This is a genomic window from Pseudomonas sp. PvP100, from assembly GCF_017833055.1.
In the GTDB taxonomy this organism is placed as follows: Bacteria; Pseudomonadota; Gammaproteobacteria; order Pseudomonadales; family Pseudomonadaceae; genus Aquipseudomonas; species Aquipseudomonas syringae.
The window spans coordinates 288389-311888 of sequence record NZ_JAFIBO010000001.1; the positions used below are offsets into that span (position 1 = coordinate 288389).

The 23500-nt window shown below is 60.0% G+C and carries 24 protein-coding genes; 11 read left to right on the top strand and 13 right to left on the bottom strand.

Going from position 1 to position 23500, the window contains the following annotated elements; all coding sequences use genetic code 11:
• Window positions 1-18: 18 nt before the first annotated feature.
• From rnd to JOE39_RS01420, 3 genes are all read left to right on the top strand, one after another.
• Window positions 19-1152: a ribonuclease D gene (rnd, locus tag JOE39_RS01410; RefSeq protein ID WP_010432132.1), complete on the top strand. Its 1134-nt coding sequence runs from the start codon at window positions 19-21 to the stop codon at window positions 1150-1152.
• Window positions 1149-1442 (top strand): YcgL domain-containing protein, encoded by a 294-nt coding sequence (locus tag JOE39_RS01415; RefSeq protein ID WP_003317401.1) that lies wholly within the window; start codon window positions 1149-1151, stop codon window positions 1440-1442. The genes rnd and JOE39_RS01415 overlap by 4 nt, the downstream gene beginning before the upstream one ends.
• A 70-nt stretch (window positions 1443-1512) precedes the next feature.
• Window positions 1513-2445: a D-2-hydroxyacid dehydrogenase gene (locus JOE39_RS01420; RefSeq protein WP_003390934.1), complete on the top strand. Its 933-nt coding sequence runs from the start codon at window positions 1513-1515 to the stop codon at window positions 2443-2445.
• A 66-nt stretch (window positions 2446-2511) separates the two neighbouring features.
• Here JOE39_RS01420 and JOE39_RS01425 read toward each other — a convergent pair whose 3' ends face one another.
• Window positions 2512-3105: a nitroreductase family protein gene (locus JOE39_RS01425; RefSeq protein WP_003317403.1), complete on the bottom strand. Its 594-nt coding sequence runs from the start codon at window positions 3103-3105 to the stop codon at window positions 2512-2514.
• 210 nt (window positions 3106-3315) lie between these two features.
• Here JOE39_RS01425 and JOE39_RS01430 point away from each other — a divergent pair, with 210 nt between their 5' ends.
• Window positions 3316-3765: a YcgN family cysteine cluster protein gene (locus JOE39_RS01430; protein ID WP_003368281.1), complete on the top strand. Its 450-nt coding sequence runs from the start codon at window positions 3316-3318 to the stop codon at window positions 3763-3765.
• A gap of 4 nt (window positions 3766-3769) precedes the next feature.
• Here JOE39_RS01430 and JOE39_RS01435 read toward each other — a convergent pair whose 3' ends face one another.
• The 7 genes from JOE39_RS01435 to JOE39_RS01465 all read right to left on the bottom strand — a co-directional run bounded on the left by JOE39_RS01435 (window position 3770) and on the right by JOE39_RS01465 (window position 10647).
• Window positions 3770-4150, bottom strand: coding sequence for a DUF2892 domain-containing protein (locus JOE39_RS01435; RefSeq protein WP_003390932.1), 381 nt, complete (start codon window positions 4148-4150; stop codon window positions 3770-3772).
• A gap of 105 nt (window positions 4151-4255) precedes the next feature.
• The gene (locus JOE39_RS01440; RefSeq protein ID WP_003317406.1) at window positions 4256-4756 is read right to left on the bottom strand and encodes an RNA methyltransferase; all 501 of its coding nucleotides are present in this window, start codon (window positions 4754-4756) and stop codon (window positions 4256-4258) included.
• Window positions 4757-4822: 66 nt separating this feature from the next.
• On the bottom strand, window positions 4823-5716 hold the full coding sequence (locus JOE39_RS01445; protein WP_280922649.1) for a copper resistance protein B: 894 nt from the start codon (window positions 5714-5716) through the stop codon (window positions 4823-4825).
• An 11-nt stretch (window positions 5717-5727) separates the two neighbouring features.
• On the bottom strand, window positions 5728-7506 hold the full coding sequence (locus JOE39_RS01450) for a copper resistance system multicopper oxidase (protein WP_210078021.1): 1779 nt from the start codon (window positions 7504-7506) through the stop codon (window positions 5728-5730).
• Window positions 7507-7592: 86 nt separating this feature from the next.
• The gene (locus JOE39_RS01455; RefSeq protein WP_003317410.1) at window positions 7593-7967 is read right to left on the bottom strand and encodes a YajD family HNH nuclease; all 375 of its coding nucleotides are present in this window, start codon (window positions 7965-7967) and stop codon (window positions 7593-7595) included.
• A gap of 66 nt (window positions 7968-8033) precedes the next feature.
• Complete coding sequence (locus JOE39_RS01460; protein ID WP_003345583.1) at window positions 8034-8510, bottom strand: cyclic nucleotide-binding domain-containing protein; 477 nt, start codon at window positions 8508-8510, stop codon at window positions 8034-8036.
• Between the two features lie 76 nt (window positions 8511-8586).
• The gene (locus JOE39_RS01465) at window positions 8587-10647 is read right to left on the bottom strand and encodes a S9 family peptidase (protein ID WP_210078019.1); all 2061 of its coding nucleotides are present in this window, start codon (window positions 10645-10647) and stop codon (window positions 8587-8589) included.
• A 132-nt stretch (window positions 10648-10779) separates the two neighbouring features.
• On the opposite strand from JOE39_RS01465, the gene JOE39_RS01470 reads away from it, so the two are divergent.
• The 3 genes from JOE39_RS01470 to JOE39_RS01480 all read left to right on the top strand — a co-directional run bounded on the left by JOE39_RS01470 (window position 10780) and on the right by JOE39_RS01480 (window position 12704).
• Window positions 10780-11256, top strand: coding sequence for a hypothetical protein (locus JOE39_RS01470; RefSeq protein WP_010420532.1), 477 nt, complete (start codon window positions 10780-10782; stop codon window positions 11254-11256).
• Between the two features lie 76 nt (window positions 11257-11332).
• The gene (locus JOE39_RS01475; protein ID WP_017279581.1) at window positions 11333-12133 is read left to right on the top strand and encodes a class II glutamine amidotransferase; all 801 of its coding nucleotides are present in this window, start codon (window positions 11333-11335) and stop codon (window positions 12131-12133) included.
• Window positions 12134-12179: 46 nt separating this feature from the next.
• Window positions 12180-12704, top strand: a complete 525-nt coding sequence (locus tag JOE39_RS01480; RefSeq protein ID WP_003390926.1) for a DUF2937 family protein — start codon at window positions 12180-12182, stop codon at window positions 12702-12704.
• A gap of 37 nt (window positions 12705-12741) precedes the next feature.
• On the opposite strand, the gene JOE39_RS01485 is transcribed toward JOE39_RS01480, so the two are convergent.
• The 3 genes from JOE39_RS01485 to JOE39_RS01495 all read right to left on the bottom strand — a co-directional run bounded on the left by JOE39_RS01485 (window position 12742) and on the right by JOE39_RS01495 (window position 15723).
• Window positions 12742-13458: a WbqC family protein gene (locus JOE39_RS01485; protein WP_003390925.1), complete on the bottom strand. Its 717-nt coding sequence runs from the start codon at window positions 13456-13458 to the stop codon at window positions 12742-12744.
• Between the two features lie 201 nt (window positions 13459-13659).
• The gene (locus JOE39_RS01490) at window positions 13660-14838 is read right to left on the bottom strand and encodes a VWA domain-containing protein (protein ID WP_003317418.1); all 1179 of its coding nucleotides are present in this window, start codon (window positions 14836-14838) and stop codon (window positions 13660-13662) included.
• Window positions 14839-14877: 39 nt separating this feature from the next.
• Window positions 14878-15723 (bottom strand): MoxR family ATPase, encoded by an 846-nt coding sequence (locus tag JOE39_RS01495; RefSeq protein ID WP_161420782.1) that lies wholly within the window; start codon window positions 15721-15723, stop codon window positions 14878-14880.
• A 206-nt stretch (window positions 15724-15929) separates the two neighbouring features.
• Between JOE39_RS01495 and JOE39_RS01500 the strand changes: the two genes are divergently transcribed.
• Together JOE39_RS01500 and JOE39_RS01505 are read left to right on the top strand one after the other, a co-directional pair.
• The gene (locus tag JOE39_RS01500; protein ID WP_074952281.1) at window positions 15930-16160 is read left to right on the top strand and encodes a DUF4160 domain-containing protein; all 231 of its coding nucleotides are present in this window, start codon (window positions 15930-15932) and stop codon (window positions 16158-16160) included.
• Window positions 16157-16645, top strand: coding sequence for a DUF2442 domain-containing protein (locus JOE39_RS01505; protein ID WP_024683811.1), 489 nt, complete (start codon window positions 16157-16159; stop codon window positions 16643-16645). The genes JOE39_RS01500 and JOE39_RS01505 overlap by 4 nt, the downstream gene beginning before the upstream one ends.
• On the opposite strand, the gene JOE39_RS01510 is transcribed toward JOE39_RS01505, so the two are convergent.
• Window positions 16642-17709 (bottom strand): DUF748 domain-containing protein, encoded by a 1068-nt coding sequence (locus JOE39_RS01510; RefSeq protein ID WP_024639949.1) that lies wholly within the window; start codon window positions 17707-17709, stop codon window positions 16642-16644. The two genes, JOE39_RS01505 and JOE39_RS01510, sit on opposite strands and share 4 nt — an antisense overlap.
• Window positions 17710-17835: 126 nt before the next feature.
• On the opposite strand from JOE39_RS01510, the gene cysK reads away from it, so the two are divergent.
• On the top strand, window positions 17836-18810 hold the full coding sequence (gene cysK / locus JOE39_RS01515; RefSeq protein ID WP_024664561.1) for a cysteine synthase A: 975 nt from the start codon (window positions 17836-17838) through the stop codon (window positions 18808-18810).
• A gap of 175 nt (window positions 18811-18985) precedes the next feature.
• Window positions 18986-19924 carry an aspartyl/asparaginyl beta-hydroxylase domain-containing protein gene (locus JOE39_RS01520; RefSeq protein ID WP_024648339.1) on the top strand — a complete coding sequence of 313 codons (939 nt, stop codon included), beginning with the start codon at window positions 18986-18988 and terminating at the stop codon, window positions 19922-19924.
• A gap of 66 nt (window positions 19925-19990) precedes the next feature.
• Here JOE39_RS01520 and JOE39_RS01525 read toward each other — a convergent pair whose 3' ends face one another.
• Entirely contained in the window at window positions 19991-23467 is a 3477-nt protein-coding gene (locus JOE39_RS01525; RefSeq protein WP_210078017.1) for a PAS domain-containing hybrid sensor histidine kinase/response regulator, read from the bottom strand.
• Between the last annotated feature and the right edge of the window lie 33 nt (window positions 23468-23500).

Sequence of the window (23500 nt, forward strand, 5' to 3'; positions counted from 1 at the left end):
TGTTGAAGGGAGAGCCGTGTGGCCATCGATATTCACTGGATTCGCGACGACGACAGCCTCGCCCGGCATTGCGCACAATGGCAGTCACTGCCTTTTGTGGCGCTCGACACCGAGTTCATGCGGGTCGACACTTTTTATCCGATCGCTGCGCTGCTGCAGATCGGCGACGGGCAGAGCGCCTGGCTGATTGATCCGTTGCTGATCAACGACTGGCGGCCGCTGTCTGCGTTGCTCGAAAACCCCGACGTCATCAAGGTGGTGCATGCGTGCAGCGAAGACCTCGAGGTGTTGCTGCGCCTGACCGGCAGCCTGCCGGTTCCGCTGTTCGATACTCAGTTGGCAGCTGCCTACCTGAACCTGGGTTTTTCCATGGGCTACTCGCGTCTGGTGCAGGAGGTCCTCGACATCGACCTGCCCAAGGGCGAAACCCGCTCCGACTGGCTGCAACGCCCGCTGTCGGAAACGCAGATCAGCTACGCGGCCGAAGATGCCGTGCACCTGGCCGAGCTGTTCACCATCCTGCGCCCGCGCTTGTCCGACGACAAATACGCCTGGCTGCTGGATGACGGCGCCGAACTGGTCGCCAACCTGCGCCGTGAGGTGGACCCGTACGAGGTGTATCGCGACGCCAAGCTGGCCTGGAAGTTGTCCCGCGCCCAGCTGGCCGTGCTGCGCGAGTTGTGTGCCTGGCGCGAGCGCGAGGCGCGTGCCCGCAACCTGCCGCGCAACCGTATAGTGCGTGAGCACTCGCTCTGGCCATTGGCCAAAACCCAGCCGGACAACCTCGGCGCACTGGCACGGATCGAAGACATGCACCCGCGGACGGTCCGTCATGACGGCGAGTTTCTGCTCGAGCTGATCAAGACCGCGAGCGTGCTGCCGCCGGAAGAATGGCCACCTGCGTTGCCCGAGCCGTTGCCCATCGATGCGGCCGGGTCGATCAAGCGTCTGCGTGCCATCGGTCAGCAGTACGCCGAGCAACTGGACATGGCCCCGGAGCTGATGCTGCGCAAGAAGACCCTCGAAGCCCTGCTCAAGAGCGGCTACCCCGACGGTCCTTACCAATTACCCGACTCGCTGCGTGGCTGGCGTCGCGAGTTGATGGGTCAGGCGCTGCTGGACAGCCTGGCCACCCCCGGAGAACCGTCTTGAAGCGCATCTGCTCGATTTATCGCAGCCCGAAAAGAAACGAGATGTACCTTTACGTCCTGAAGAGCGACGTCCTCAAGCGTGTGCCGCCCGAGCTGATGGTGGCCTTCGGCAAGCCGGTTCATGCGTTCGATCTGGTGCTGAGTCCCGAGCGGGCGCTGTCGCGCGAAGATATCAATGTGGTGCTGGAGAACCTCGACAGCCAGGGCTATCACTTGCAGATGCCGCCGGCTGAAGACGATTACATCGAGCACTTGCCCGAAGAGCTGCTGCGCCGCAACGATCCCATGTAATCGTTGCTCACGTTGTAAAGCGGCCCACATCGACGTGGGTTGCCTGTCCTGTTTTTAAGGTTTTTGAAACATGCGCGTTCTGATTGCCGAGCACGATTACCACGTTTACACCCAATTGTTGCGCAAGGCTGCGCCTGATCTGGAAGTTTTCAGCACTGGCGATTCTGCCGAGTTGTCGCGCATGGCCAGCGACTGCCCGGTTTGGCTGGGACAGCCCGACCTGATGGCCAATCTGCTGCGGCAGGGGCACACGCCGCAATGGCTGCAATCCACCTGGGCGGGCATCACACCGCTGCTGGCTGACAGCCTGTCACGAGACTATCGCCTGACCCGTGCAGTCGGGATTTTCGGTCAGGTCATGGCTGAGTTCGTTTTGACCTATATGCTCGGCCATGAGCGTGAGGTGTTGGCGCGCCTGATGAGTCAGGTCGAGCGCAAGTGGGACAACCGGACCGGGCAGAGCCTGTCGGGCCGCAAGGCATTGATCGTCGGTGCCGGCGATATCGGTCAGCGCGTTGCCGAGTTCCTCCTGCCGTTCGGCGTGCAGGTGTACGGTGTGGCCTCCAGTGCGCGCACTCAGGAACCGTTCATTGAAGTGACAGCGTTGTCAGACATGACGCGCCTGCTCGGCGACATGGATTACGTCATCAACCTGCTGCCCAATACGCCCGAGACGCACGACCTGTACGACGCCAAGTTGTTCGCCAGCTTCAAGCCCACGGCGCTGTTCATCAACGTCGGACGCGGGGTGGCTGTTGTCGATGCAGATCTGGTCGAGGCGTTGAAGGAAGGGCATCTGGCTGGCGCGGTGATTGACGTCTGCCGTCAGGAGCCTTTGCCGCAGCGCCATCCGTTCTGGACTGCCTACGGTCTGCTGTTGACCGGTCACAGCTCGGCGCCTACCTCGCCAGTGGCCATGACCGAGCTTTTCGTGCATAACCTGAACGCTTTTCAGGCGGGAGAAGCGCTGCGCGGAGAGGTCGATTTTTCGCGAGGTTACTGACGCCCTTACCAACGAGCCGACGTTTCAGGCGTCGGCTCGCAGACATTGATTACAGCAGACAGTCGGTTATAGCGAAAAATCACCTTCGGCGGCCAGTTCTGCCAGCGGCTTGCGCGGGCTTGGCACTTCGCGGCCTTGCAGGTAGTCCGGCAAGGTCGATTTGTCCCCCAGCTTGCCAATCGCGATGGCCGCATGCACTGCGTAGCCTTCGGGAATATTTAACTCCTTGCGGGTCAGATCCTGATCGAAACCGGCCATGCCGTGGGTGTGCCAGCCGCTCAGGCTGGCCTGCAGTGCCAGGTAACCCCATGCCGAACCCGTGTCGAAGGTGTGCCACAGGGCAGGGCTCTCTTCGCTTGCGCCGGGGGCGACGAAGGTGGTCTTGGAAATGACGATCACCAAGGCCGCTGCGTGTTGTGCCCAACTGCGGTTGAACTCGTTCAGCAAGCCGAGGTAACGCTCCCAGTTCGGCGTATCGCGACGTGCATAGAGAAAGCGCCAGGGCTGCGAGTTATACGCTGAGGGCGCCCAGCGTGCGGCTTCGAAAAAGCTCAGCAGGGTTTCCTGGTCGATGCTTTCGCCGCTGAAGGCACGTGGCGACCAGCGTTCGGTGAATTGCGGGTCGATAGGGTGATCGGCGATGCGAGGGTTCGTGCTCATGAGAGTCCTTGATAGCGAAGGTTGAAAACGAGCGTGGCTTGATGGGCCGTGGTCGGCAGGCATCGCTTGAACGCACTGAAAACCCGTTAACGCTACTGTTTTGCCCCGTCGCTGACAAGTCCCGGCTACCGGCAGTCGCAAGTGCTTGGCCCGCACCCCGTGTACCTCTAGACTGGCGGCCTTTTCATTCTCGATACCGTTGTCCGAACCATGGCCGCTAAAGTTGAACCCTTCTGGATTCGCAAGACCCTTGACCAGCTCGACACCCAGGAGTGGGAGTCGTTGTGCGATGGCTGTGGCTTGTGCTGCCTGCAGAAGCTTGAGGATGAGGAAGACAACGCGGTTTATTACACGCGAATTGCCTGCAAGCTGCTGGATCTGAAAACCTGCCAGTGCTCCGACTACGCAAACCGTCGTGCCTCGGTGCCCGATTGCATTCAACTGACGCCTGGTCAGGCCGATGAATTCAAATGGCTGCCGCCAACCTGCGGCTATCGTCTGGTCAGTGAGGGCAAGGATTTGCCGCTCTGGCACCATCTGGTGTGCGGTGATCGCACGGCCGTGCATCACGAACGCATCTCCCAGTCAGGCCGCATGCTCAGCGAGAACAATGTGGCCGAGGACGACTGGGAGGATTACCTGATTTTTCGCGCGGGTTGAACGCTTAAATGACCGGCTTTGGCTCGGTCAGCGCTTCCACGCCTTTGGCAGCCGCCGTCTTCACGGCATCTTCAGCGTCGTCCTTGAGGTTATTCAGTTGCGCACCGGCACGTTCGATGGTCGAGCGTGCGCTTTGCAGATCGCTGCGGCCTTTTTCCATCAGGCTCTTGGCCGAGCAGTGGCCACTGATGCCGCGCGCCAGGGCCGCGCCGCCGATGGCCAATTGGATCAGGCCCAGAAAGCCGCCACGACGGACGCCTTTACCCATCAGCAGTACGCCGCCAGCCAGCGAGCCAATGCGCTCCCAGCCGTTTACGTTCTGCTCGGGGTTGCGTTGAAGCAGTTCAGGTGTGTCGATGCGTTCGATGATTGGGGTGTCGCGCATGATGGCTCTCCATGAGGTAGTAGGTCGGAGTTGGCAAATTGGAAGCAGTTGCTCGATTCAGAGAAACTGACTGCCCGTGCGCGACACAGGTTCAATGCTTTTCCGTCAGCGGTCGCTGGCCGGATCAATTTTCTCGCGACCGAACTGCGGGCCCGAACGGGTATTGATACCTTTGGCCATGCGGTCATAGAGGACGACGTTGACGGTCGCCGCCAGATTCATGCAGCCCTCGGTCGGGATATAGACCACGTCTTCACACCAGTCGCGAATCTCCTGATCCAGCGAGCCATCTTCCGGGCCGAAGATATACAGCGCGCGATCAGGGTGGGTGTATTCGGGCAGTGCGCGGGCGCCGTCGACCAGTTCGACAGCCACCGGAATGCAACCCAGCGGCAGAATGCTTTTGAGGTCTTCGATGCCGATCAGCGGGATGTCCTGATGGATTTTCTTGGTGTCGGTGATGAAGTCCCGCGCGCGCTCATAGCGTTTACCGGTATAGAACACCGACGCCACGCCGTAACAGCCGGCGGCACGCATGACGGAGCCGACGTTTTCCGGGGACTTGGGGTTGTAAAGACCGATGCAGGCGTACCGTTTGTTGGCCACGGGGAGGGTGCTCTGAAGAAAACCGGGGATTATACGGCAGCCTCAGAGCAATGCCATTGACTGTGTTCAGAACCACATGCGCACGCCGACCACCAGTCGCGCGTCCTGGGTGTCCTCGTCGTCCTCGCGCGCGTAATCGGCGGTCTTGCCGTAGGAGCGGTCCCAGCTCACGCCGATATAAGGTGCGAATTGCGGGGTGATTTCGTAGCGCAGCCTGAGGCCGAACTCGCTGGTCGACAGGCCCGAACCGTTGCCGCGTTGCGGGTCGTTCTTGCCGTAGAAGTTCAGCTCCGCGGTGGGCTGCAGCACCAGATTGCTGGTCAGCTGGAGGTCGTAGTCGGCTTCCAGGCGAGCGGCGGTCTGCCCGGCTTCGCCGATGAACGCGGTGGCCTCGATATCCAGATCCGAAATGGCTTGGCCCTGCAGGCCGAAGGCGGCCCAGGTTTGCGGTGCGCCCGGCTTGAAATCCTGACGTGCTCCGGCGACCATGTCCCACCAAGGGCTGATCGAGTGGCCCCACAACGCCTGGATTTCCGCTTCTTCGGTCTTGCCGTTGGTTCGCTCACCTTCGGAGCGCAGCAGCAGGCGGTCGATATCACCGCCAATCCAGCCGGACAGGTCCCAGGCCAGCGCGCTGCCGTCATTGGCGTCCTGCCATTCCAGCTTGTCGGCCAGAAAGTAACTGTTGATGGCGCTGTCATGGACCTGATGGCCCGCGTGGCTGGTGTACACCGCAGCCCGGTCCGCATCGGTGATCGGCGGGATCGGGGTTCGGCTCTGGGTGGGCGCAGTCTGCGTCGAGGTCGCGTCCTCGCTGTCGCTGGCGTCCATGTGCATCGCATGACTGCCGTGGTCCATGCCTTCCATTCCGGCGGCCATGCTCGAGGTCCACGGTGTAGCAATCAGCCCGGCGGCCAGCAGCAGCATCGGCAGGCGGGGCGAATTCAGCGTTCTGCTCAACATCAAGGTCCTCATTCTTCCACCCGAACTTCGCGGAACATGCCCATTTCCATGTGGTACAGCATGTGGCAGTGATAAGCCCAACGGCCCAGCGCATCGGCGGTCACGCGGTAGCTGCGGCGTGACCCCGGTGGCATGTCGATGGTGTGTTTGCGCACCATGAACCGGCCGTTTTCATCTTCGAGGTCGCTCCACATGCCATGCAGATGGATGGGGTGGGTCATCATCGTGTCGTTGACCAGCACGACACGCACCCGCTCACCGTATTTGAGCATCAACGGTTTGGCGTCCGAGAACTTCACACCGTCGAACGACCAGGCGTATTTTTCCATATGCCCGGTCAGGTGCAGCTCGATCGTGCGGCTCGGCTCGCGGCCGTCCGGGTCTTCGAAGGTGCTGCGCAGGTCGGCGTAGGTCAGGACTCTGCGGCCATTGCCCCGGAGGCCGATGCCCGGATCATCGAGCTTGGGCGAGGTGCTCATGGCTTGCATGTCGACCAGTGGGTTGTTGTTTTCGCTTTCTGGGTGCGATTGCGGGGTCGGCGTTTTCCTGGCCGGCATCTGCGCGTGGTCCATTGCGGGCATCGCGTCGTGGCCCATCTTGCTGTGGTCCATGCCTGACATGTCGTGCGTTGCCGGGGCTGCGGCGTGGTTCATGCTGCCATGCTCCATGCCCGCCATACCCATATCATCCATGCTCAACAGCGGGCGTGGATCGAGAGGCGGCACGACAGCCTGCAGGCCGGGCCTGCTGGCCAGGGTGCCACGGGCGTAACCGGTGCGGTCCATCGACTGGGCGAACAGGGTATAGGCACCTTCCGCCGGTTCGACAATCACGTCGAAGGTTTCCGCCACTGCGATGCGCAACTCGTCGACGGTCACCGGCTTGACGTGCTGGCCGTCGCTGGCCACCACGGTCATCTTCAGGCCCGGGATGCGCACGTCGAAGTACGTCATTGCCGAGCCGTTGATCAGCCGCAGTCGGATCCGTTCGCCAGGCTTGAACAGCCCGGTCCAGTTCATGTTCGGCGCCTGACCGTTCATCAGGTAGGTGTAGGTTGCGCCGCTGACATCCGCGAGATCGGTCGGGTCCATTCTCATCTTCGCCCACATCCACCGATCCCTGGTGGTCTCGCTCCAGCCTTTTTCACCCACGTCGTTAATGAAGTCGCCGACGGTGCGCTGGTTATTGTTGTAGTAATCGGACTGTTTCTTCAGCGTTTTCATCAGTTGGACCGGCTCTTCGTCGGTCCAGTCGCTGAGCATGATCACGTGTTCGCGATCGTACTCGAACGGCTCCGGCTCTTTTGCGTCGATCACCAGCGGCCCGTAGACCCCCGACTGTTCCTGGAAGCCAGAGTGGCTGTGATACCAGTAGGTGCCGTGCTGCCTGACCTTGAAGCGGTAGACATACAGGCCATCCGGCGCAATGCCGTCAAAGCTCAGCCCCGGCACGCCGTCCATGTTGGCCGGCAGGATGATGCCGTGCCAGTGGATGGATGTGGCTTCGTCGAGCCTGTTCTTGACCCTCAGGGTCACGGTGTCGCCTTCGCGCCAGCGCAGCAGCGGGCCAGGGATGCCACCGTTGATGGTCTGCGCTGTCCTGGCACTGCCGGTGATGTTGACCTGGGTTTCGCCGATATACAGATCGAACTCGGTGCCGGACAACCCGTTGGGCTGCCCCGGATTGGCAACCGCCCACGCCGGGCTGCGCCACAGCCCCAGGCCGCCGAGCAGGCCACTGGCGGCCAGCCCTTTCACAAAGGTTCGTCTTGAGGTTCGGGTGGGCATGACAAAGTATCCGGTCGGTCGGGTGGCCGCAGGCCAGGGGAAGTGCGGGTAGGGCGGGGAGCGTGGCTGGTCGGTCGTACCGAAGGTCACTCGTCCTTTTTCATCAGCCCGGCCAGTGCTGCGAACGGGTTGTGGGTGGCCTTGGCGGTTTTCGGACTGCCCAGGGAGCCATCGGCGAAGTACTGCTGATCGGTGTAGCGCGAGTGCTCGTTATCGTGGCAATACAGGCACAGCAGCTCCCAGTTGGAGCCGTCCTGCGGGTTGTTGTCATGGTTGTGGTCGCGGTGGTGTACGGTCAGTTCGCTGAGGCGTTTGCCTGCGAACTCGCGCGCGCAGCGGCCGCAAACATGCGGGTACATGCGCAGCGCCTTGTCGCGGTAGCCCATCTCGCGGTCGCGCTGGGCGTCGGCCAGGATGCGGTCCAGCTTGGCAGTATGGGAAGGGGGATTGGCCGTGCTCATGGTGTCACCTGTGCGTGTGCGCATTGAAAGCGGAATGTCGGCAAGTTTAGCGCCAGATGGGCAAACTCACACCTGCTGGGAGAGTAATTGACCATCGACCATGCGCAGGCGCTTGGACAACGAGATGGCCAAGGCGCGAATGATCTTGGCGGCGATTTTCGGCGCGTCCTCGAGCATCTTGTCCAGTGAATCACGGCCCAGGTTCAATAGCTGGCAACTGGTGGCAGCGATACAACTGGCCGAACGGCGCTCGCCATCCAGCACTGCCATTTCTCCAAAAGCGCGTCCGCGCCGCAGAACGGCGATTTCCACCTGTTGACCGTCTGCAGCAAGCTTCTGCACAGACACGGTGCCTTGATGGATGATGCACATGAAGGTTCCGGCATCGCCCTCGGCGAAAATAGTCTCGCCCTTATCGATATCGGTAATGCTGAAATAGCCGGCTACGGTAAAGAAATCGCCCGGCAGCAGGGTGTCGAACAGGCCGCAATCCAGCAGCATGTCGCGTATGGCGTTGTTCAGGTTGGACAGTGGTTCTGACATGTGAGGTCTGGTAATCCTGACAAAGGGGCAACTCCGCTGCCCCCGATCCTAGTAAGACAGGTGTTTCACACCAAGTTCATTCAGCGATCTGCAATACCTTGAAGATAAACGCGTACTCCAGCGCCACATCACGCAAGCCCTGATAGCGACCGCTCATGCCACCGTGCCCTGCACCCAGTTCGGTCTTGAGCAGCAATGGATTGTCGTCGGTCTTGGTGGCGCGCAACTTCGCGACCCATTTGGCGGCTTCCCAATACTGCACGCGGCTGTCGTTGTAACCGGCGATGACCAGCATGGCCGGGTAGGCCTGGGCCGTGACGTTTTCGTAGGGCGCATAAGCCTTGATGCGCGCGTAGACCTCGGGCTCCTGCGGGTTGCCCCATTCGTCGTATTCGGTGACGGTCAGCGGCAGGTCCGGGTCGAGCATGGTGTTCAGCACGTCGACGAACGGCACTTCGGCAATCGCTGCCTTGAACAGCTCGGGCCGCTGGTTGAGTACTGCACCGATCAGCAGGCCACCGGCGCTGCCACCGCTGATCACCAGCTGTTCGGCGCTGGTCAGACCTTGGGCGACAAGGTGTTCGGCGCAGGCAATGAAATCGCCGAAGGTGTTCTGTTTGTGTTCCTGCTTGCCGTTGCGATACCAGGCCTCGCCCAGCTCGCCGCCGCCGCGCACATGGGCAATGGCGAACGCCACGCCACGGTCGAGCAGGCTCAGACGGGCGTGGGAAAACCACGGGTCGAGGCTCTCGCCATAGGCGCCGTAGCCGTACAGATACAGCGGGGTGGCCTGTCCGGCCAGTTCGCGCTTGACCACCAGGCTGATCGGCACCTGGGTGCCATCGCTGGCCGTGGCCCACAAACGCTGGCTGACGTAGGCATCGGCGTCGAAGGTGCCCAGTACCGGGGTTTCCTTGAGCACCACCTGCTCGCCGCTGGCCAGGGTCAGTTGACGGACCTGGGCTGGCCGGTTCAACGACTGGTAGCGCAGGCGGATTTTGTCGCTGTCGAATTCCAGCGTGTCCTGCACATACAGGCTGTAGGCGGCATCAGGCAGCTGGACGCGATAGGTCGGCAGCGCCTGAGGACGTACTTCGATGATCGGCAGGCCACCCTCGCGCAGGCTCAGGCTGATGCCTTTGGCGTTGAGGCTGACGCCTTCGAGCATGACCTTGTCGTCGTGCGCGACCAGCGTCTGCCAGTCCTCGCGCACCGGTACGCCACTGGCTTGTTGCGCTGCTTGATACAGCGCGAAGTTGATGCCGCTCTGATTGCTGCGGATGAACCAGGTCCAGACGCCATCGAGCAGTCCGTGGTCCGGGTAGTATTCGTGACCTTCGCTGCGCGGTGCGAGGCAGGTGAAGGCCTGTTGCGGATGATCGGCGTCCAGCACCCAGGCTTCGCTGGTGGTTTTGCTGTTGAGCAGAATGATCAGTTGGCGCTCGGAACTGCTGCGGAAACAGTGCAGGAAGAAGCGGCCGTCCGGCTCGTCGAACACCAACTCGGCCGATGCCGTTCCCAAGGTATGGCGATGCAGCTTGCCCGGGCGATGGGTTTCGTCCAGCTCGCCGAAAAACAGGGTCTGGCTGTCGTTGGCCCAGGTCATGCTGCCGTCGCAGTTTTCGAAGGGCAGGCTGCTGATCTGACCGGTGCTCAGTTCCTTGACGTAAAGCTCGTACACCTCGTCGCCACTGGTGTCCAGGCTGTAGGCCAGACGCTGGTGGTCAGGGCTGATGCTGAATGCACCCAGCGAGAAAAAGCCGCCATCGGCCATCTCGTTAGGGTCGAGCAACAATTCCTCGGCGCTTTCATCCACCGTGTTGCTGTCGTCGGCCGGGCGCGGGCAGCGGTAGTGACGGGCGTATTCGTCGCCTTGTGTGGTGCGGGTGTAATAAAGGTACGGGCCCCAGGGGGAGGGCAGCGACAGGTCGGTTTCGAGGATGCGGCCCTTGATTTCCTCGAACAGGCTTTCGCGCAACCCGGCCTGCTCTGCCAGTTGCTGCTCCTGCCAGGCGTTTTCGGCGTTGAGGTAGTCGAGCACTTCGTCGGTGTCGCGGTTCTGCAGCCAGGCATAAGGGTCGGGACCGTCGGCCTTGCGAGCGATCGGGGCGCTGGAGGTTGCATTCGAGAAGGACATGCTGGGCTCTCTGTTAAGGCATCAATCAGGAAAATATCGGTACACGCTGAACCGAATACTGAAGCGAGGCAAGCCGCGTCAGGCAAAAGCCGTTATCATAAGCGCCTCTTTACCTGGCTTACCACGGACGTCATGACCGAAAACGACTATCTGATCGCCTGGAGCGTCTACGCCTTCGCCGCGTTGGGTTGCCTGCTGGTATGGTTTCTGATGACCCGCTGGATGTGGCGGTATCTCAAGGAGCCTTTGCTGGTGGCGGTCGCGGTGCTGCTGTTTACGCCGACCATGGTCGACCCTGCCAAGGATGCGATGGCGCCAGCCGTGGCGATCACCGCGCTTGACCTGATGTTCAAGGTCGGCAGCAACGTCTGGACCGCCGTGTCGGACCTGGCCATGTATGGCATGTTCGCCTTCGCCGCGTACCTGCTGTTCGTGCTGATCCGTTGGCCGATCGAACGCAGCCGCAAGGCTCGCCAGCCCAAGCCTGCGGCCCAGCCCGTCGAAACAGACCCTGCTGACGAACCTTTCGCCGAAGACGATCACTACGCTCGCAAGAACGCTGCGCCTCTTGCGCCGACCAGGGCTGCGCGGGTCGAGCCGCGTTTGTAGATCCCGCTTCGTTGGTAAGCGCCGCGACCTGCGGCGCATGACCTGCTGCAAAACGTCTTGAAGCGAGAACCTGAGCATGTGTGAACTACTGGGCATGAGCGCCAATGTCCCGACCGACATAGTCTTCAGCTTTACCGGGCTGATGCAGCGTGGCGGCCGCACCGGTCCGCATCGCGATGGCTGGGGCATTGCCTTCTACGAGGGCCGTGGCCTGCGCCTGTTTCAGGACCCGGCAGCCAGCAGTGAATCGGAAGTCGCCCAACTGGTGCAGCGTTATCCCATCAAGAGCGAAGTCGTGATCGGCCATATTCGTCAGGCCAACGTCGGCAAGGTCTGCCTGTCCAATACCCATCCTTTCGTGCGTGAGCTCTGGGGCCGTAACTGGTGCTTTGCCCATAACGGCCAATTGGCGGATTTCACCCCGGGCGTTACTTTTTACCGGCCGGTGGGCGATACCGACAGCGAAGCGGCATTCTGCGACTTGCTCAATCGCGTCCGCGAAGCCTTTCCCGAGCCCGTCGACGTCGAGGAATTGCTGCCCACGTTGATCCAGGCGTGTGCTGAATACCGCAGTAAGGGCGTGTTCAACTGCCTGTTGAGCGACGGTGACTGGCTGTTTTGCTTTTGCAGTACCAAACTGGTTCAGATCACCCGCCGAGCTCCGTTCGGTCCGGCAAGGTTGAAAGATGTCGACGTGATTGTCGATTTTCAGGCTGAAACCACACCGCACGACGTGGTCACGGTCATCGCGACCGAACCCTTGACCGAGAACGAAAACTGGAACCGCTATGAACCGGGCCAGTGGAGCCTGTGGCGCAAGGGCGAGAGCGTGGCGCAAGGTTCGGTCGGCACCGTCACCGAGACGGCCAGGTCGTAAGACACCATCACATCGGCTTAATGGACAAAAAAGAAGAGGGATATTAATGCTGCGAAGTTATCTGCGATTGGTCCTGTTCACCATGGGCCTGCTGTTCGGGGTACAGATTCCCGGTTTCATCAGTGATTACAGCAAGCGTGTCGAAGCGCATCTGATCGAGGCGCAGCAAGCCGTCAAGGGCTATACCGCTACTGCGCAGCAGTTCTTCAAGGGCGATATCCAGGCGCTGATCCAGCACTATCGCAGCAGTGAGGACCCGGTTTTCCGCAGCGATGCGGACACCATCGACACCCTGATGAACCGCACGCACATCCTTGAGCGTCAGTGGCTCGGGCTTCAGGGACCTTGGTATTCCAAAGCCATCTTCGTGGCTACCTCTTCCGATCCGGATATCCGTCGCGAGACCTTCAATGGTTATACGTGGCAAGTTCTGCTGGCCCCGGAAGTGATTGCCTGGGGCATCATCAGCGCATTGCTGCTGGCGCTGGTGATCGAAAGCTTCGTGCTGTTGCTTGGCTGGGTGGTCCACGGCGGACGACGCAAGCCTCAGCTCGAACGCGACTGGAATTGACTCTGGGTCGGGGCGTAGCGAAACATTGGTGGGCAGTTCATATGACTGCCCGTGTTTCATTGCGTAGATAGGTGAGTACTGTTTCAGGTGCGTTCCACATCAGCACGTCGATGATTGAAAGGTTTTCGACGAAATTCATAGGTCCCGTGGAATAACTGAATGAAGCGGGCTCGAGAAACCTCAGTTCTATGCCTCTTTCCTGCCACTCGCCGGGTATGAAGATTTCGCGTCCACCTGTGGCATTGATGTACTGGCGCGCTTTCAGCACGGTGCTTATTTCCAGCGCCCATTGGCCCGCATGTTCAATGGGCGGCAGATCAAGGTTCATCGCTGCACAGCTTTCCCAGTTAAAGCTTATGCCTAAATACTCGCAGACCACTTTCAGCGCGCGTGTGTTGAGTTCACACAGGTGGGTGGCAGGTGTGCCGAATGTCTGTTCGACCACCTGCAAGGTTTCCCGAAAGTAGGGTGCCTTGCTTCGATAGTGTTCGAGCTGATTCGTGATTCGTCGGTGGGCACAGGCAAGGTCGATGATGGTCGCGTCCTTGATCAGTGCGCCCTCGCTGACACAGACCGGAACATTGATGTATTGCCAGTCGCCTTTGCTGCCCAGTACCCGATTGCGGTTCATCCAGCTTTTGCGTTTGTATTTGACGATGTCGAAGACCAGCCCGCGCTGGACCGCCGCAATGAGCTGGAAGTAACCGATGTAGGGGAAAAAGTAAGGCTGCATGATCCCGAGCGTTTCGTTCATAAGTAACCCGCGACGTCGCGACGGCTGCTCAGGCAAAACGATGGAGTAACTGCAAAACGACCTACTCAATCAGCACTTTTGCGTCTGATTGGTTGTGTGGAACTGTCAGCGTAGTTCGGGTGTTCAAAATGATCATGCTGCTGGTCGGGTGGTACAGGCCGGTCGATGACCGGCTTGTACAGCATTGGCAGCAGCCTTATTTCATTTCGCCAGGTAACGCATGCCTTCTTCCAGACCGCTAAGGGTTAGCGGATACATCTGCCCCTCGATCAAATCACGCACGATATGCGTCGAGGTGGTGTAGTCCCAGGCATCTTTCGGGTAGGGGTTGATCCAGATGATCTTCTTGAATTTGGCCATGAAGCGCTGCATCCATACATAGCCCGCCTCTTCATTCCAGTGTTCGACACTGCCGCCGGGCTGGGTGATTTCATAGGGCGCCATTGAGGCGTCGCCAATGAAAATCACTTTGTAGTCCTCGCCATACTTGTGCAATAGGTCCTGGGTGGCAGTCCGCTCCGAGCTTCTGCGCTGATTGTTCTTCCACACCGATTCATAGATGAAGTTATGGAAATAGAAATACTCCATATGCTTGAACTCGGTCTTGCACGCGGAGAACAGCTCTTCACAGACCTTGATGTGCGAATCCATCGAGCCGCCGATGTCGAACAACAGCAATAACTTGATGGTGTTGCGCCGCTCCGGGCGCATCTGAATGTTCAGCAGGCCCGCATCGCGTGCGGTGTGATCGATGGTGCTGTCGATGTCCAGTTCATCCGCAGCACCCTGACGAGCGAACTTGCGCAGGCGACGCAGGGCCACCTTGATATTGCGTGTCCCCAGTTCAACCTGATCGTCCAGGTTTTTATATTCGCGCTGGTCCCAGACTTTGACGGCCTTGCCTTTGCGCTCGCCTGCATCGCCGACGCGGATGCCCTCCGGGTTATAGCCACCCGAACCGAACGGGCTGGTGCCACCGGTGCCGATCCATTTGTTGCCACCGGCATGGCGTTCCTTCTGTTCTTCCAGGCGTTTCTTGAACTCCTCGATCAGTTTGTCGAGGCCGCCCAGCGACTGAATCTGCGCGCGTTCCTCGTCCGTCAGCGAACGCTCGAACTCTTTGCGCAGCCAGTCTTCCGGGATCAACGCCTGCAAATGCTCGTCGAGATTTTCCAGGCCATTGAAATATGCGCCGAAGGCCCGGTCGAACTTGTCGAAATGGCGCTCGTCCTTGACCAGAATCGTGCGCGCCAGAAAATAGAACTCATCGATGTCGGCGAAGACGACCCGCTGTTTCAGCGCATTGATCAGGTCCAGCAGTTCACGCAGAGACACCGGCACTTTGGCCGCGCGCATTTCGTTGAACAGGTTGAGCAGCATGGCTGTTGCCCTTTTACATGGCAGGTTGGATAGACACGATCAGCGATTGCCGCGACGGCTCATGAACGCCAGACGTTCCAGTAAGTGCACGTCCTGCTCGTTCTTGACCAGCGCGCCGGCCAGTGGCGGAATCGCCTTGGTCGGATCGCGTTCGCGCAGCACGGCTTCATCGATGTTGTCGGCCATCAGCAGCTTCAGCCAGTCGACCAGCTCGGATGTGGAGGGCTTCTTCTTCAGCCCCGGCACCTTGCGCACGTCAAAGAATACATCCAGCGCTTCGCTCACCAGGTCTTTCTTGATGTCCGGGTAATGCACATCGACGATGCGTTGCAGCGTGGCCCGATCCGGAAAGGCAATGTAGTGAAAGAAGCAGCGACGCAGAAAGGCATCCGGCAGCTCCTTCTCGTTGTTGGAGGTAATGATGATGATCGGTCGCTTTTTGGCCTTGATGGTTTCATCGATCTCGTAAACGTAGAACTCCATCTTGTCGAGCTCCTGCAACAGGTCGTTGGGGAACTCGATATCGGCCTTGTCGATTTCGTCGATCAGCAGAATCACACGCTCCTCGGACTCGAAGGCTTCCCAGAGCTTGCCCTTTTTCAGGTAATTGCGTACGTCGTGGACCTTGTCGACGCCCAGTTGCGAGTCGCGCAGACGACTCACCGCATCGTATTCGTACAGGCCCTGATGGGCCTTGGTCGTGGACTTGATATGCCAGGTAATCAGTTTCGCGCCGAAGGACTCGGCCAGTTGCTCGGCGAGCATGGTCTTACCGGTGCCGGGCTCGCCCTTGACCAGCAGTGGACGTTCCAGCGTGATGGCCGCGTTGACCGCCAGCTTGAGATCGTCGGTGGCAACGTAGGCCGGCGTACCTTCGAACTTCATTGATCCATCCTTTTCGCGTGGGCGCGCGTAACCGGTCGGCACGCACGCCGTAAGAGGGGCAAGCAATGCCCTGACTATAACGTGGCTGCCCGAGTGCTGTGAACGAAGACGCCTCATTCAGTTCTTGAATGGCGCGTCACGCTGTGACCGGGTCTAAATTGTAACGCTGCTTCTGGTATGGCTAATTTGGCGATACCATGCGTGCCATGTCGACCAAATACAGATTCAGGGATAAATACAGGATTCAGCTGAGAGAAAAAGACCACCTGCCGCCGCATGTTCACCTGACCGGTGGAGGGCTGGACGTGCTGATTTGCCTTGAGCTTGTAGAGCCCATGCGCGGAACCGCACCGGCTGTTGTGTTAAGGGAAGCTCTTGAATGGATACGAACTCACCGTAACGAACTGATGGAGGAATGGAAACGATGGCATCCATGAAACGCCCACGGCTCAAGGAGGTTCAGGCCCAGTCCGGATATCGACTAGCCTTGACGTTCATCGACGATCAGCAATTCGTGCTCGACATGAGCGCGGATGTGCAGACTTTTCCTGGGTTACGGCCTTTGATCGCTGCCGATGCCTTTGCCCAGGCCCAGGTGGGCGATGATGGCTGGACGGTTGAATGGCCGGAGCCGGATATCCAGATCGGTGCCGATACCTTGTACCTTGACGCTCAGGCTCAAGCGGCCACCGATGAAAACACGCGTATTTTCATCGGGTGGCGGGCCCGCACGGGTTTGCCCCTGGCTCAGGCCGCAAAAGCATTGGGTGTGAGCCCGCGCAGCATCACCCGCTACAGCAACTCCCGCGAGCCGACACCACGCACCCTAGCGCTGGCTTGCCTGGGCTGGGATGCTTTGCAGCAACAGGCACAGGCCGCCGAAGAGCGGGGCGTCTACGGCAAAGACAAAAAAGCACGCTAGGAACCCTTGCTGCTCTCATAGCGCGCATTGAATGCCTGCACGAACGCATTGCGCAGGATCTGCAGAAACGCCTGGAAGCCGCTGATGTCCTGCTGATGAACGCTGCCGCTGAGGTCGACGCGTGTGGCGAACTGGTTTTCCCGCTGGTTTTTCAACACGGTTTCGCTGGTACCGACCAGCGCTTCCCAGATCGAACGGAAAACGCCCTTGTCCTTGTTTTCGACATCCTGCTGCCAGTTGAATACGTCCACATTGCGCAACAGCGGCTTTATGTAGCCCTTGAGCTGGCCTTTGTCGGCCTGCGCTTCAATCACCACGTCGCCATCGCCGGCGTTGAAATCGAACTTGCCGTAGGCCGACGAGAAGTCGTTGAGTTTCTTGAGCTGGATACCGGTAGCGCGCAGTTTGAAGTCGAAGTCTTCAAAGTTGCTGAACGGGTCGAATCTGGCTGTGCTCTCCAGATCGGCGTGGCCCAGCAGGCGCGCCTTGCCCTTGAACTCGGCATCGCGATTGCCTTCCACGTCGACCACGTTAGTCAGGTTATAGATGCTGGCATTGACCTGATCCGCCTCGATTTTTACCTTGGGCGTGGAGTTGAAGTTATTGAACGTGATACGCCCGTCGTCGATGCGCAATTCGTTGAGGGTGATAGGCAGCAACTTGTTCATCTGGGTACGCCAGTCGGTGCCCTGACCGGTCTGCGAGTCCTGCTTGCTGCCGCCGTCCACGAAGTTGATCTGCGGGCCAGTGAACAGGGCTTTCGCGACCACTGCATGGTCATACCAGAGTGAGTGCCAGCTGACTGCCAGTTCGATCATCGGCGCGTCAAAGAAGGGCACCGGGACCTTGCCATCGGTCTTGACGATCTTCAAGCCCTTGATCCGGTACGCCCCTCGCCACAGTGCCAGGTCCACATCGGTGATTTCGCCGCGGTAGTCACCCATATCGGCCAGTTTGTCGTTCAGATAGTCACGCACCAGATACGGCAGAGCGATATTGACAGCGATCAGCAGGACTACCAAAGCGGCCAGGGTCCGTAGCGGCCAGCTGTAGCGACGTTTCATGACATGAGTCTCCTGTTTCAATGAAGGATTGACTGCTTGCGCCGTCATCCGTTCGGTCAGACTGGACGCCCCACAGTTGGCGGCATAGGCTTTGGGTCTTTAACCGATGTGCACAAGGACACCCTCATGAGCCGTATCTACGCTGATAACGCCCATTCCATCGGTAATACACCGTTGGTGCAGATCAACCGTATTGCGCCGCGCGGTGTCACCATTCTGGCCAAGATAGAAGGGCGTAATCCGGGTTATTCCGTCAAATGCCGTATCGGCGCCAACATGATCTGGGACGCCGAAAGCAGCGGCAGGCTCAAGCCGGGGATGACCATCGTCGAGCCGACCTCGGGCAACACCGGCATCGGTCTGGCCTTCGTTGCCGCTGCCCGTGGCTACAAGCTGATGCTCACCATGCCCGCTTCCATGAGCATAGAACGTCGCAAGGTACTCAAGGCACTGGGCGCAGAACTGGTGCTGACCGAAGCGGCCAAGGGCATGAAAGGCGCGATTGCCAAGGCCGAAGAACTGCTGGCAGGCAACCCCGGGAAATATTTCATGCCGGCGCAATTCGAAAACCCGGCCAACCCGGCCATTCATGAAAAAACCACTGGCCCGGAAATCTGGGCAGACACCGACGGTGCCATCGATGTCCTGGTGGCAGGCGTAGGAACTGGCGGGACTATCACCGGTATCTCCCGGTATATCAAGCACACCGAAGGCAAACCGATCCTGTCGGTCGCGGTCGAGCCGGACGGTTCGCCGATCATCACCCAGGCGATGGCCGGTGAAACGATCACGCCCAGCCAGCACAAGATTCAGGGCATCGGTGCCGGCTTCATCCCGAAAAACCTCGACCTGTCGATTGTTGACCGGGTGGAGCGTGTCACCGATGAAGAGTCCAAGGCCATGGCGCGGCGTCTGATGCAGGAGGAGGGCATTCTCTGCGGTATCTCCTGCGGCGCGGCAATGGCGGCTGCCGTCCGTCTGGCTGAAAAGCCGGAGATGCAGGGCAAGACGATCGTGGTGGTCCTGCCGGACTCCGGCGAACGTTACCTGTCGAGCATGCTGTTCAGCGATCTGTTTACCGATCAGGAGCTTTCCCAGTAACACATCTTCGCAAGCGCGCACTTCATGCGGGCAACGCAAGGGTTTATGATGGCCAGCTTACGACTCGCCGGACGATCAGCGCTGTCCGCCCGGCGCTCCAGTCATTATTCAGAATCATGCATCAGCACTGCCCGCGTGACGTTTGGCGTTATCTGCCCGCTTCAAGGAGAGCTTCATGACCCTTTCATTTGTTGCCAAGGCATCGATCCTGATGCTGTTTCTGGGCAGCACGCTGTACGTTCATTTGCGCGGTCGGGCCCGATTGCCACTGTTGCGGCAGTTCGTCAACCATTCGGCATTGTTCGCACCGTACAACGCACTGATGTACCTGTTTTCCCGCGTGCCGTCCGAGCCGTATCTGGACCGCAGCAAATTCCCTGAACTGGACGTCCTCAAGGACAACTGGGAAACCATTCGCGACGAAGCCATGCACCTGTTCGACGAAGGCTATATTCGGGCGGCGGAGAAAAACAACGACGCCGGTTTTGGCTCGTTCTTCAAAAAGGGCTGGAAGCGCTTTTACCTGAAGTGGTACGACAAGGCCTTGCCGTCTGCCGAGGCGCTGTGCCCGAAAACAGTCGAACTGGTCAACAGCATTCCCAACGTCAAGGGCGCGATGTTCGCGCTGTTGCCGGGTGGCAGTCACCTCAATCCGCACCGCGATCCGTTTGCCGGCTCGCTGCGCTATCACCTGGGCCTGTCCACGCCCAACTCCGATGACTGCCGGATCTTCGTCGATGGCAAGGAATACGCCTGGCGTGACGGTCAGGACGTCATGTTCGATGAGACCTACGTTCACTGGGTCAAGAACGAGACCGACCAGACTCGTGTGATTCTGTTCTGTGACATCGAGCGTCCGCTGACCAACCGCTTCATGACCCGTATGAACCGCAGTGTCAGCGCGTTTCTGGGGCGCGCCACCGCTCCGCAGAACCTCGACGACGAGCGCGTCGGCGGAATCAACCAGGCGTATGCGTTCAGCAAGCGTTTCAGTGATGGCTTCAGTGGCAAGGTCAAGCAGTTCAAGCGCGCCAACCCTAAGGCTTATCGCATATTGCGCCCTGTTCTGGCCGTGGCGGTACTGACGCTGCTGGGCTACTGGTTGTTTGGTTAAGCGACAGTGTTTCCGGTTTTCCCCTGATCCGGTTGTTCGAGGCCTCTGCGAACAACCGGCATTCCGTTACCCGTCCAGACTCACATGCCGGCTCAACAGTGCGCGCAGCGCTGCAGGCTTGACCGGCTTGGGCAGGTAATCGAGCCCCGCCGCGTGCACCTGAGCGATCAACTCCGCACGCCCATCGGCACTGATAAGCACGCCCGGCACCGGTTGACCCAGTCGGGTACGCAGCCAGACCATGAGTTCAGTACCGGTTTCGCCTTCATCCAGGTGGTAATCCACCAGGGCAATCTGCGGTCGAACGCCATTGTTCAACAGCGCTTCGCATTCCTGGCGATTGCGCGCGGTCCAGACCTGACAGCCCCAGCGTGACAGCAGGCTGTGCATACCGATCAGGATGCTGTCTTCGTTGTCGACACACAGCACCTGTGTGCCGTTCAGCGCGGGGCGGCTGACTTCAGGCAGTGTTGCGGGGAGTGCAGCCTGGGGCGCGGCCAGCGGTACCCGGACGCTGAATACGCTGCCTTTGCCGGTCCATGAGCGCACCTGCAAAGGATGCTCGAGGATGCGGCACAAACCATCGGCGATCGCCAGCCCCAAGCCCAGCCCCTTGGCCGCGTGAGTCTTGTGGCTGTCGAGGCGTTTGAATTCTTCGAAGATCACCTTGCGCTTGTCTTCGGGAATGCCCGGCCCCCGGTCCCAGACTTCCAGGCTCAGGCTGTCACCGTAGCGCCTGACACCCAGCAGAATAGGACCTTTGGCATAGCGGAAAGCGTTGGTCAAAAAGTTCTGCAACACCCGGCGCAACAGCTTGATATCGCTGTCGACGCGCAGTGAACTGCCGCGCACACGAAAACTCAGGCCTTGCTCCTGAGCCAGCGCCTTGAATTCGGCACCGAGGGTGTCAAACAGCGCGCTGAGCGGGAACGGCTGGCGATCCGGGGTGATCTTGCCGTTTTCGATGCGGGAAATATCCAGCAGGTCGCTGATCAGGTCTTCGGCAGAGCGCAGCGAGCTGTCCAGGTGCCGAACCAGTTGCTGGGCGTCGCTGGAAATCCCTTCCTGCTGATGTGACAGCGCGGCGGAGAACAGTCGTGCAGCGTTCAACGGCTGCATCAGGTCGTGGCTCACCGCGGCCAGGAAACGGGTCTTCGATTCGTTGGCGGCTTCAGCGGTGCCCTTGGCTTCGGTCAGCGCCTGGTTGAGCTGGGACAATTCGTGGGTACGTGCGGCTACCCGTTGCTCAAGACTTTCATTGACGCCTTTGAGGGCGTGCTCGGCGGCGCGGAACTCGGTGATGTCGGTGAAACTCATGACGAAGCCGCCGCCCGGCATCGGGTTGCCAATCAGCTCGATCACCTGCCCATTGGGAAACAACCGTTCCGAGGTGTGAGCGCGGCCCTGGCGCATCCAGTGCAGACGCCGCGCAACGTGAACTTCTGCCTCGCCCGGCCCGCAGAGTCCGCGCTCGGCGTTGTAACGGATGATGTCGGCAATCGGCCGGCCAACGCCGATCAGGCCTTCAGGGTAATTGAACAGCTCAAGGTAGCGACGATTCCAGGCGACTAGACGCAAGGACTGGTCGACCACGCTGATGCCCTGGGTAATGTTTTCGATAGCACCCTGCAGCAGCGCGCGGTTGAACTGCAGTACTTCGGAGGCTTCGTCGGCGATGCGTACGACGTCTTCCAGCTGCATGTCGCGACCTTCGATAGCAGCCTTGACCACCGCGCGGGTCGAAGAGGTGCCGAGCACGCCGGCCAGCAGTCGCTCGGTATGCGCGATCCATTCTCCGTCGGCATTCAGGCTGGGGTTGAAACCCTTGCCCTGCCGTTGGGCGAAGCGGATGAAACTCTGCCGCGCGCGGTCCTCACCGACGAAGCGTGCCGACAGGCTGAGCAGGTCCTCGATCTGTACCGCAAGCAGCGGGCGGCTGAAGTCGCGTCCCTGGGTTTCCTGGCCGATGAAACGACCCGCCTGCCAGTGCTCGGCCACTCGCGTGCGCGACAGCATCGACACCCAGGCGAACAACGTGCAGTTGCCGGCCATCGACAGCACCACGCCCTGGGTCATCGGCGAGATAGGCAGGTCGAACGGGTTGCTGTGCAGCCAGGAGAGCAGTGGGAAAGTGCTCAAAGACCAGCCCATGCCATGCGCCGCCACCGGCAGCACGAGGGTGTAGAACCAAATGAAGATACCGGCCGCCAGGCCTGCAAATACACCACGCCGATTGGCCTGCTTCCAGTACAACGCACCAAACATGGCGGGAGCCAGCTGGGTGATCGCGGCAAAGGCGATCTGGCCGATGGTCGCCAGACTGGCCGTCGACCCGAGCATCCGGTAGCTGACGTAGGCCAGCAGAAGAATCATCACGATGCTGATGCGTCTGACGGAAAGCATCCAGTGACGAAACGCTTCGAACGGCCGTTCGGTGTTTTTGCGTCTTAACAGCCACGGCAGCAGCATGTCGTTGGAAATCATCGTCGACAGCGCTACGCAGGCGACGATCACCATGCCGGTTGCCGCCGATGCTCCGCCAATGAAGGCCAGCAGCGCGAGTGAAGGGTGAGCGTGAGCCAGCGGCAGGCTGATCACGAACGAGTCGGGCAGCATGGAGCCCGGCAGGAGCATTTGTCCGGCCAGTGCAATCGGCACCACGAACAGTGCAGCCAGCGCCAGATACGCCGGGAACACCCATTTGGCGAGATTCAGGTCCTGAGGCTCGATGTTCTCGACCACCGTCACGTGGAACTGGCGGGGCAGGCAGACAATCGCCATCATCGCCACGCCGGTCTGCACGAACATCGACGGCCAGTTGATCGTGTCTTTCCAGTATTCCTCGAGACGTGGCGCGAGTTTGGCCTGATTGAACAGGTCGTCGAATCCGTCATACAGGCCGAACGTGACGAATACGCCGACCGCCATGAACGCAAACAGCTTGACCAGCGCCTCGAAGGCAATGGCCAGCACCATGCCGCGATGGTGTTCGGTGACATCCAGATTGCGTGCGCCGAAGACGATGGTGAACAGCGCGAGAATCAGCGACACCACCAACGCGGTGTCCTGCGCGCGGGTGCCGGTGGAGTCAGCCACGGCACCGATCAGGATATTCACCCCCAGCACGATGCCTTTGAGCTGCAACGCGATGTACGGCAGCATGCCGATCAGGCAGATCAGCGCCACCATCACCGCCAGGGACTGGGACTTGCCATAGCGAGCCGCGATGAAGTCGGCTATCGAGGTGATGTTTTCCTGCTTGCTGATCAGCACCATTTTTTGCAGCACCCAGGGTGCCAGTACCATCAGCACGATGGGCCCCAGATAAATCGGCAGAAACGACCACAACTGCTCGGCGGCCTGACCCACTGCGCCGAAAAACGTCCAGCTGGTGCAGTACACCGCCAGCGACAGGCTGTAGACCCAGGCACGCATGGTCGGGCGCAGCGACGCGCTGTAGCGGTCGCCGTAGAAGGCGATGGCGAACATGATGGCCATATAGGTAAGAGCAACGGCCGCAATCAGCCCGCTGGACAGCGACATATCAAATTCCACACTGTATCGATAACGCGCAGT

Coding starts and splice junctions, on each gene's coding strand:
- JOE39_RS01420 (WP_003390934.1), top strand. CDS start 1,513: ATGCGCGTTCTGATTGCCGAGCACGATTACCACGTTTACACCCAATTG.
- JOE39_RS01425 (WP_003317403.1), bottom strand. CDS start 3,105: ATGAGCACGAACCCTCGCATCGCCGATCACCCTATCGACCCGCAATTC.
- JOE39_RS01430 (WP_003368281.1), top strand. CDS start 3,316: ATGGCCGCTAAAGTTGAACCCTTCTGGATTCGCAAGACCCTTGACCAG.
- JOE39_RS01435 (WP_003390932.1), bottom strand. CDS start 4,150: ATGCGCGACACCCCAATCATCGAACGCATCGACACACCTGAACTGCTT.
- JOE39_RS01450 (WP_210078021.1), bottom strand. CDS start 7,506: ATGCCCACCCGAACCTCAAGACGAACCTTTGTGAAAGGGCTGGCCGCC.
- JOE39_RS01455 (WP_003317410.1), bottom strand. CDS start 7,967: ATGAGCACGGCCAATCCCCCTTCCCATACTGCCAAGCTGGACCGCATC.
- JOE39_RS01460 (WP_003345583.1), bottom strand. CDS start 8,510: ATGTCAGAACCACTGTCCAACCTGAACAACGCCATACGCGACATGCTG.
- JOE39_RS01465 (WP_210078019.1), bottom strand. CDS start 10,647: ATGTCCTTCTCGAATGCAACCTCCAGCGCCCCGATCGCTCGCAAGGCC.
- JOE39_RS01470 (WP_010420532.1), top strand. CDS start 10,780: ATGACCGAAAACGACTATCTGATCGCCTGGAGCGTCTACGCCTTCGCC.
- JOE39_RS01475 (WP_017279581.1), top strand. CDS start 11,333: ATGTGTGAACTACTGGGCATGAGCGCCAATGTCCCGACCGACATAGTC.
- JOE39_RS01480 (WP_003390926.1), top strand. CDS start 12,180: ATGCTGCGAAGTTATCTGCGATTGGTCCTGTTCACCATGGGCCTGCTG.
- JOE39_RS01485 (WP_003390925.1), bottom strand. CDS start 13,458: ATGAACGAAACGCTCGGGATCATGCAGCCTTACTTTTTCCCCTACATC.
- JOE39_RS01490 (WP_003317418.1), bottom strand. CDS start 14,838: ATGCTGCTCAACCTGTTCAACGAAATGCGCGCGGCCAAAGTGCCGGTG.
- JOE39_RS01495 (WP_161420782.1), bottom strand. CDS start 15,723: ATGAAGTTCGAAGGTACGCCGGCCTACGTTGCCACCGACGATCTCAAG.
- JOE39_RS01500 (WP_074952281.1), top strand. CDS start 15,930: ATGTCGACCAAATACAGATTCAGGGATAAATACAGGATTCAGCTGAGA.
- JOE39_RS01505 (WP_024683811.1), top strand. CDS start 16,157: ATGAAACGCCCACGGCTCAAGGAGGTTCAGGCCCAGTCCGGATATCGA.
- JOE39_RS01510 (WP_024639949.1), bottom strand. CDS start 17,709: ATGAAACGTCGCTACAGCTGGCCGCTACGGACCCTGGCCGCTTTGGTA.
- cysK (WP_024664561.1), top strand. CDS start 17,836: ATGAGCCGTATCTACGCTGATAACGCCCATTCCATCGGTAATACACCG.
- JOE39_RS01520 (WP_024648339.1), top strand. CDS start 18,986: ATGACCCTTTCATTTGTTGCCAAGGCATCGATCCTGATGCTGTTTCTG.
- JOE39_RS01525 (WP_210078017.1), bottom strand. CDS start 23,467: ATGTCGCTGTCCAGCGGGCTGATTGCGGCCGTTGCTCTTACCTATATG.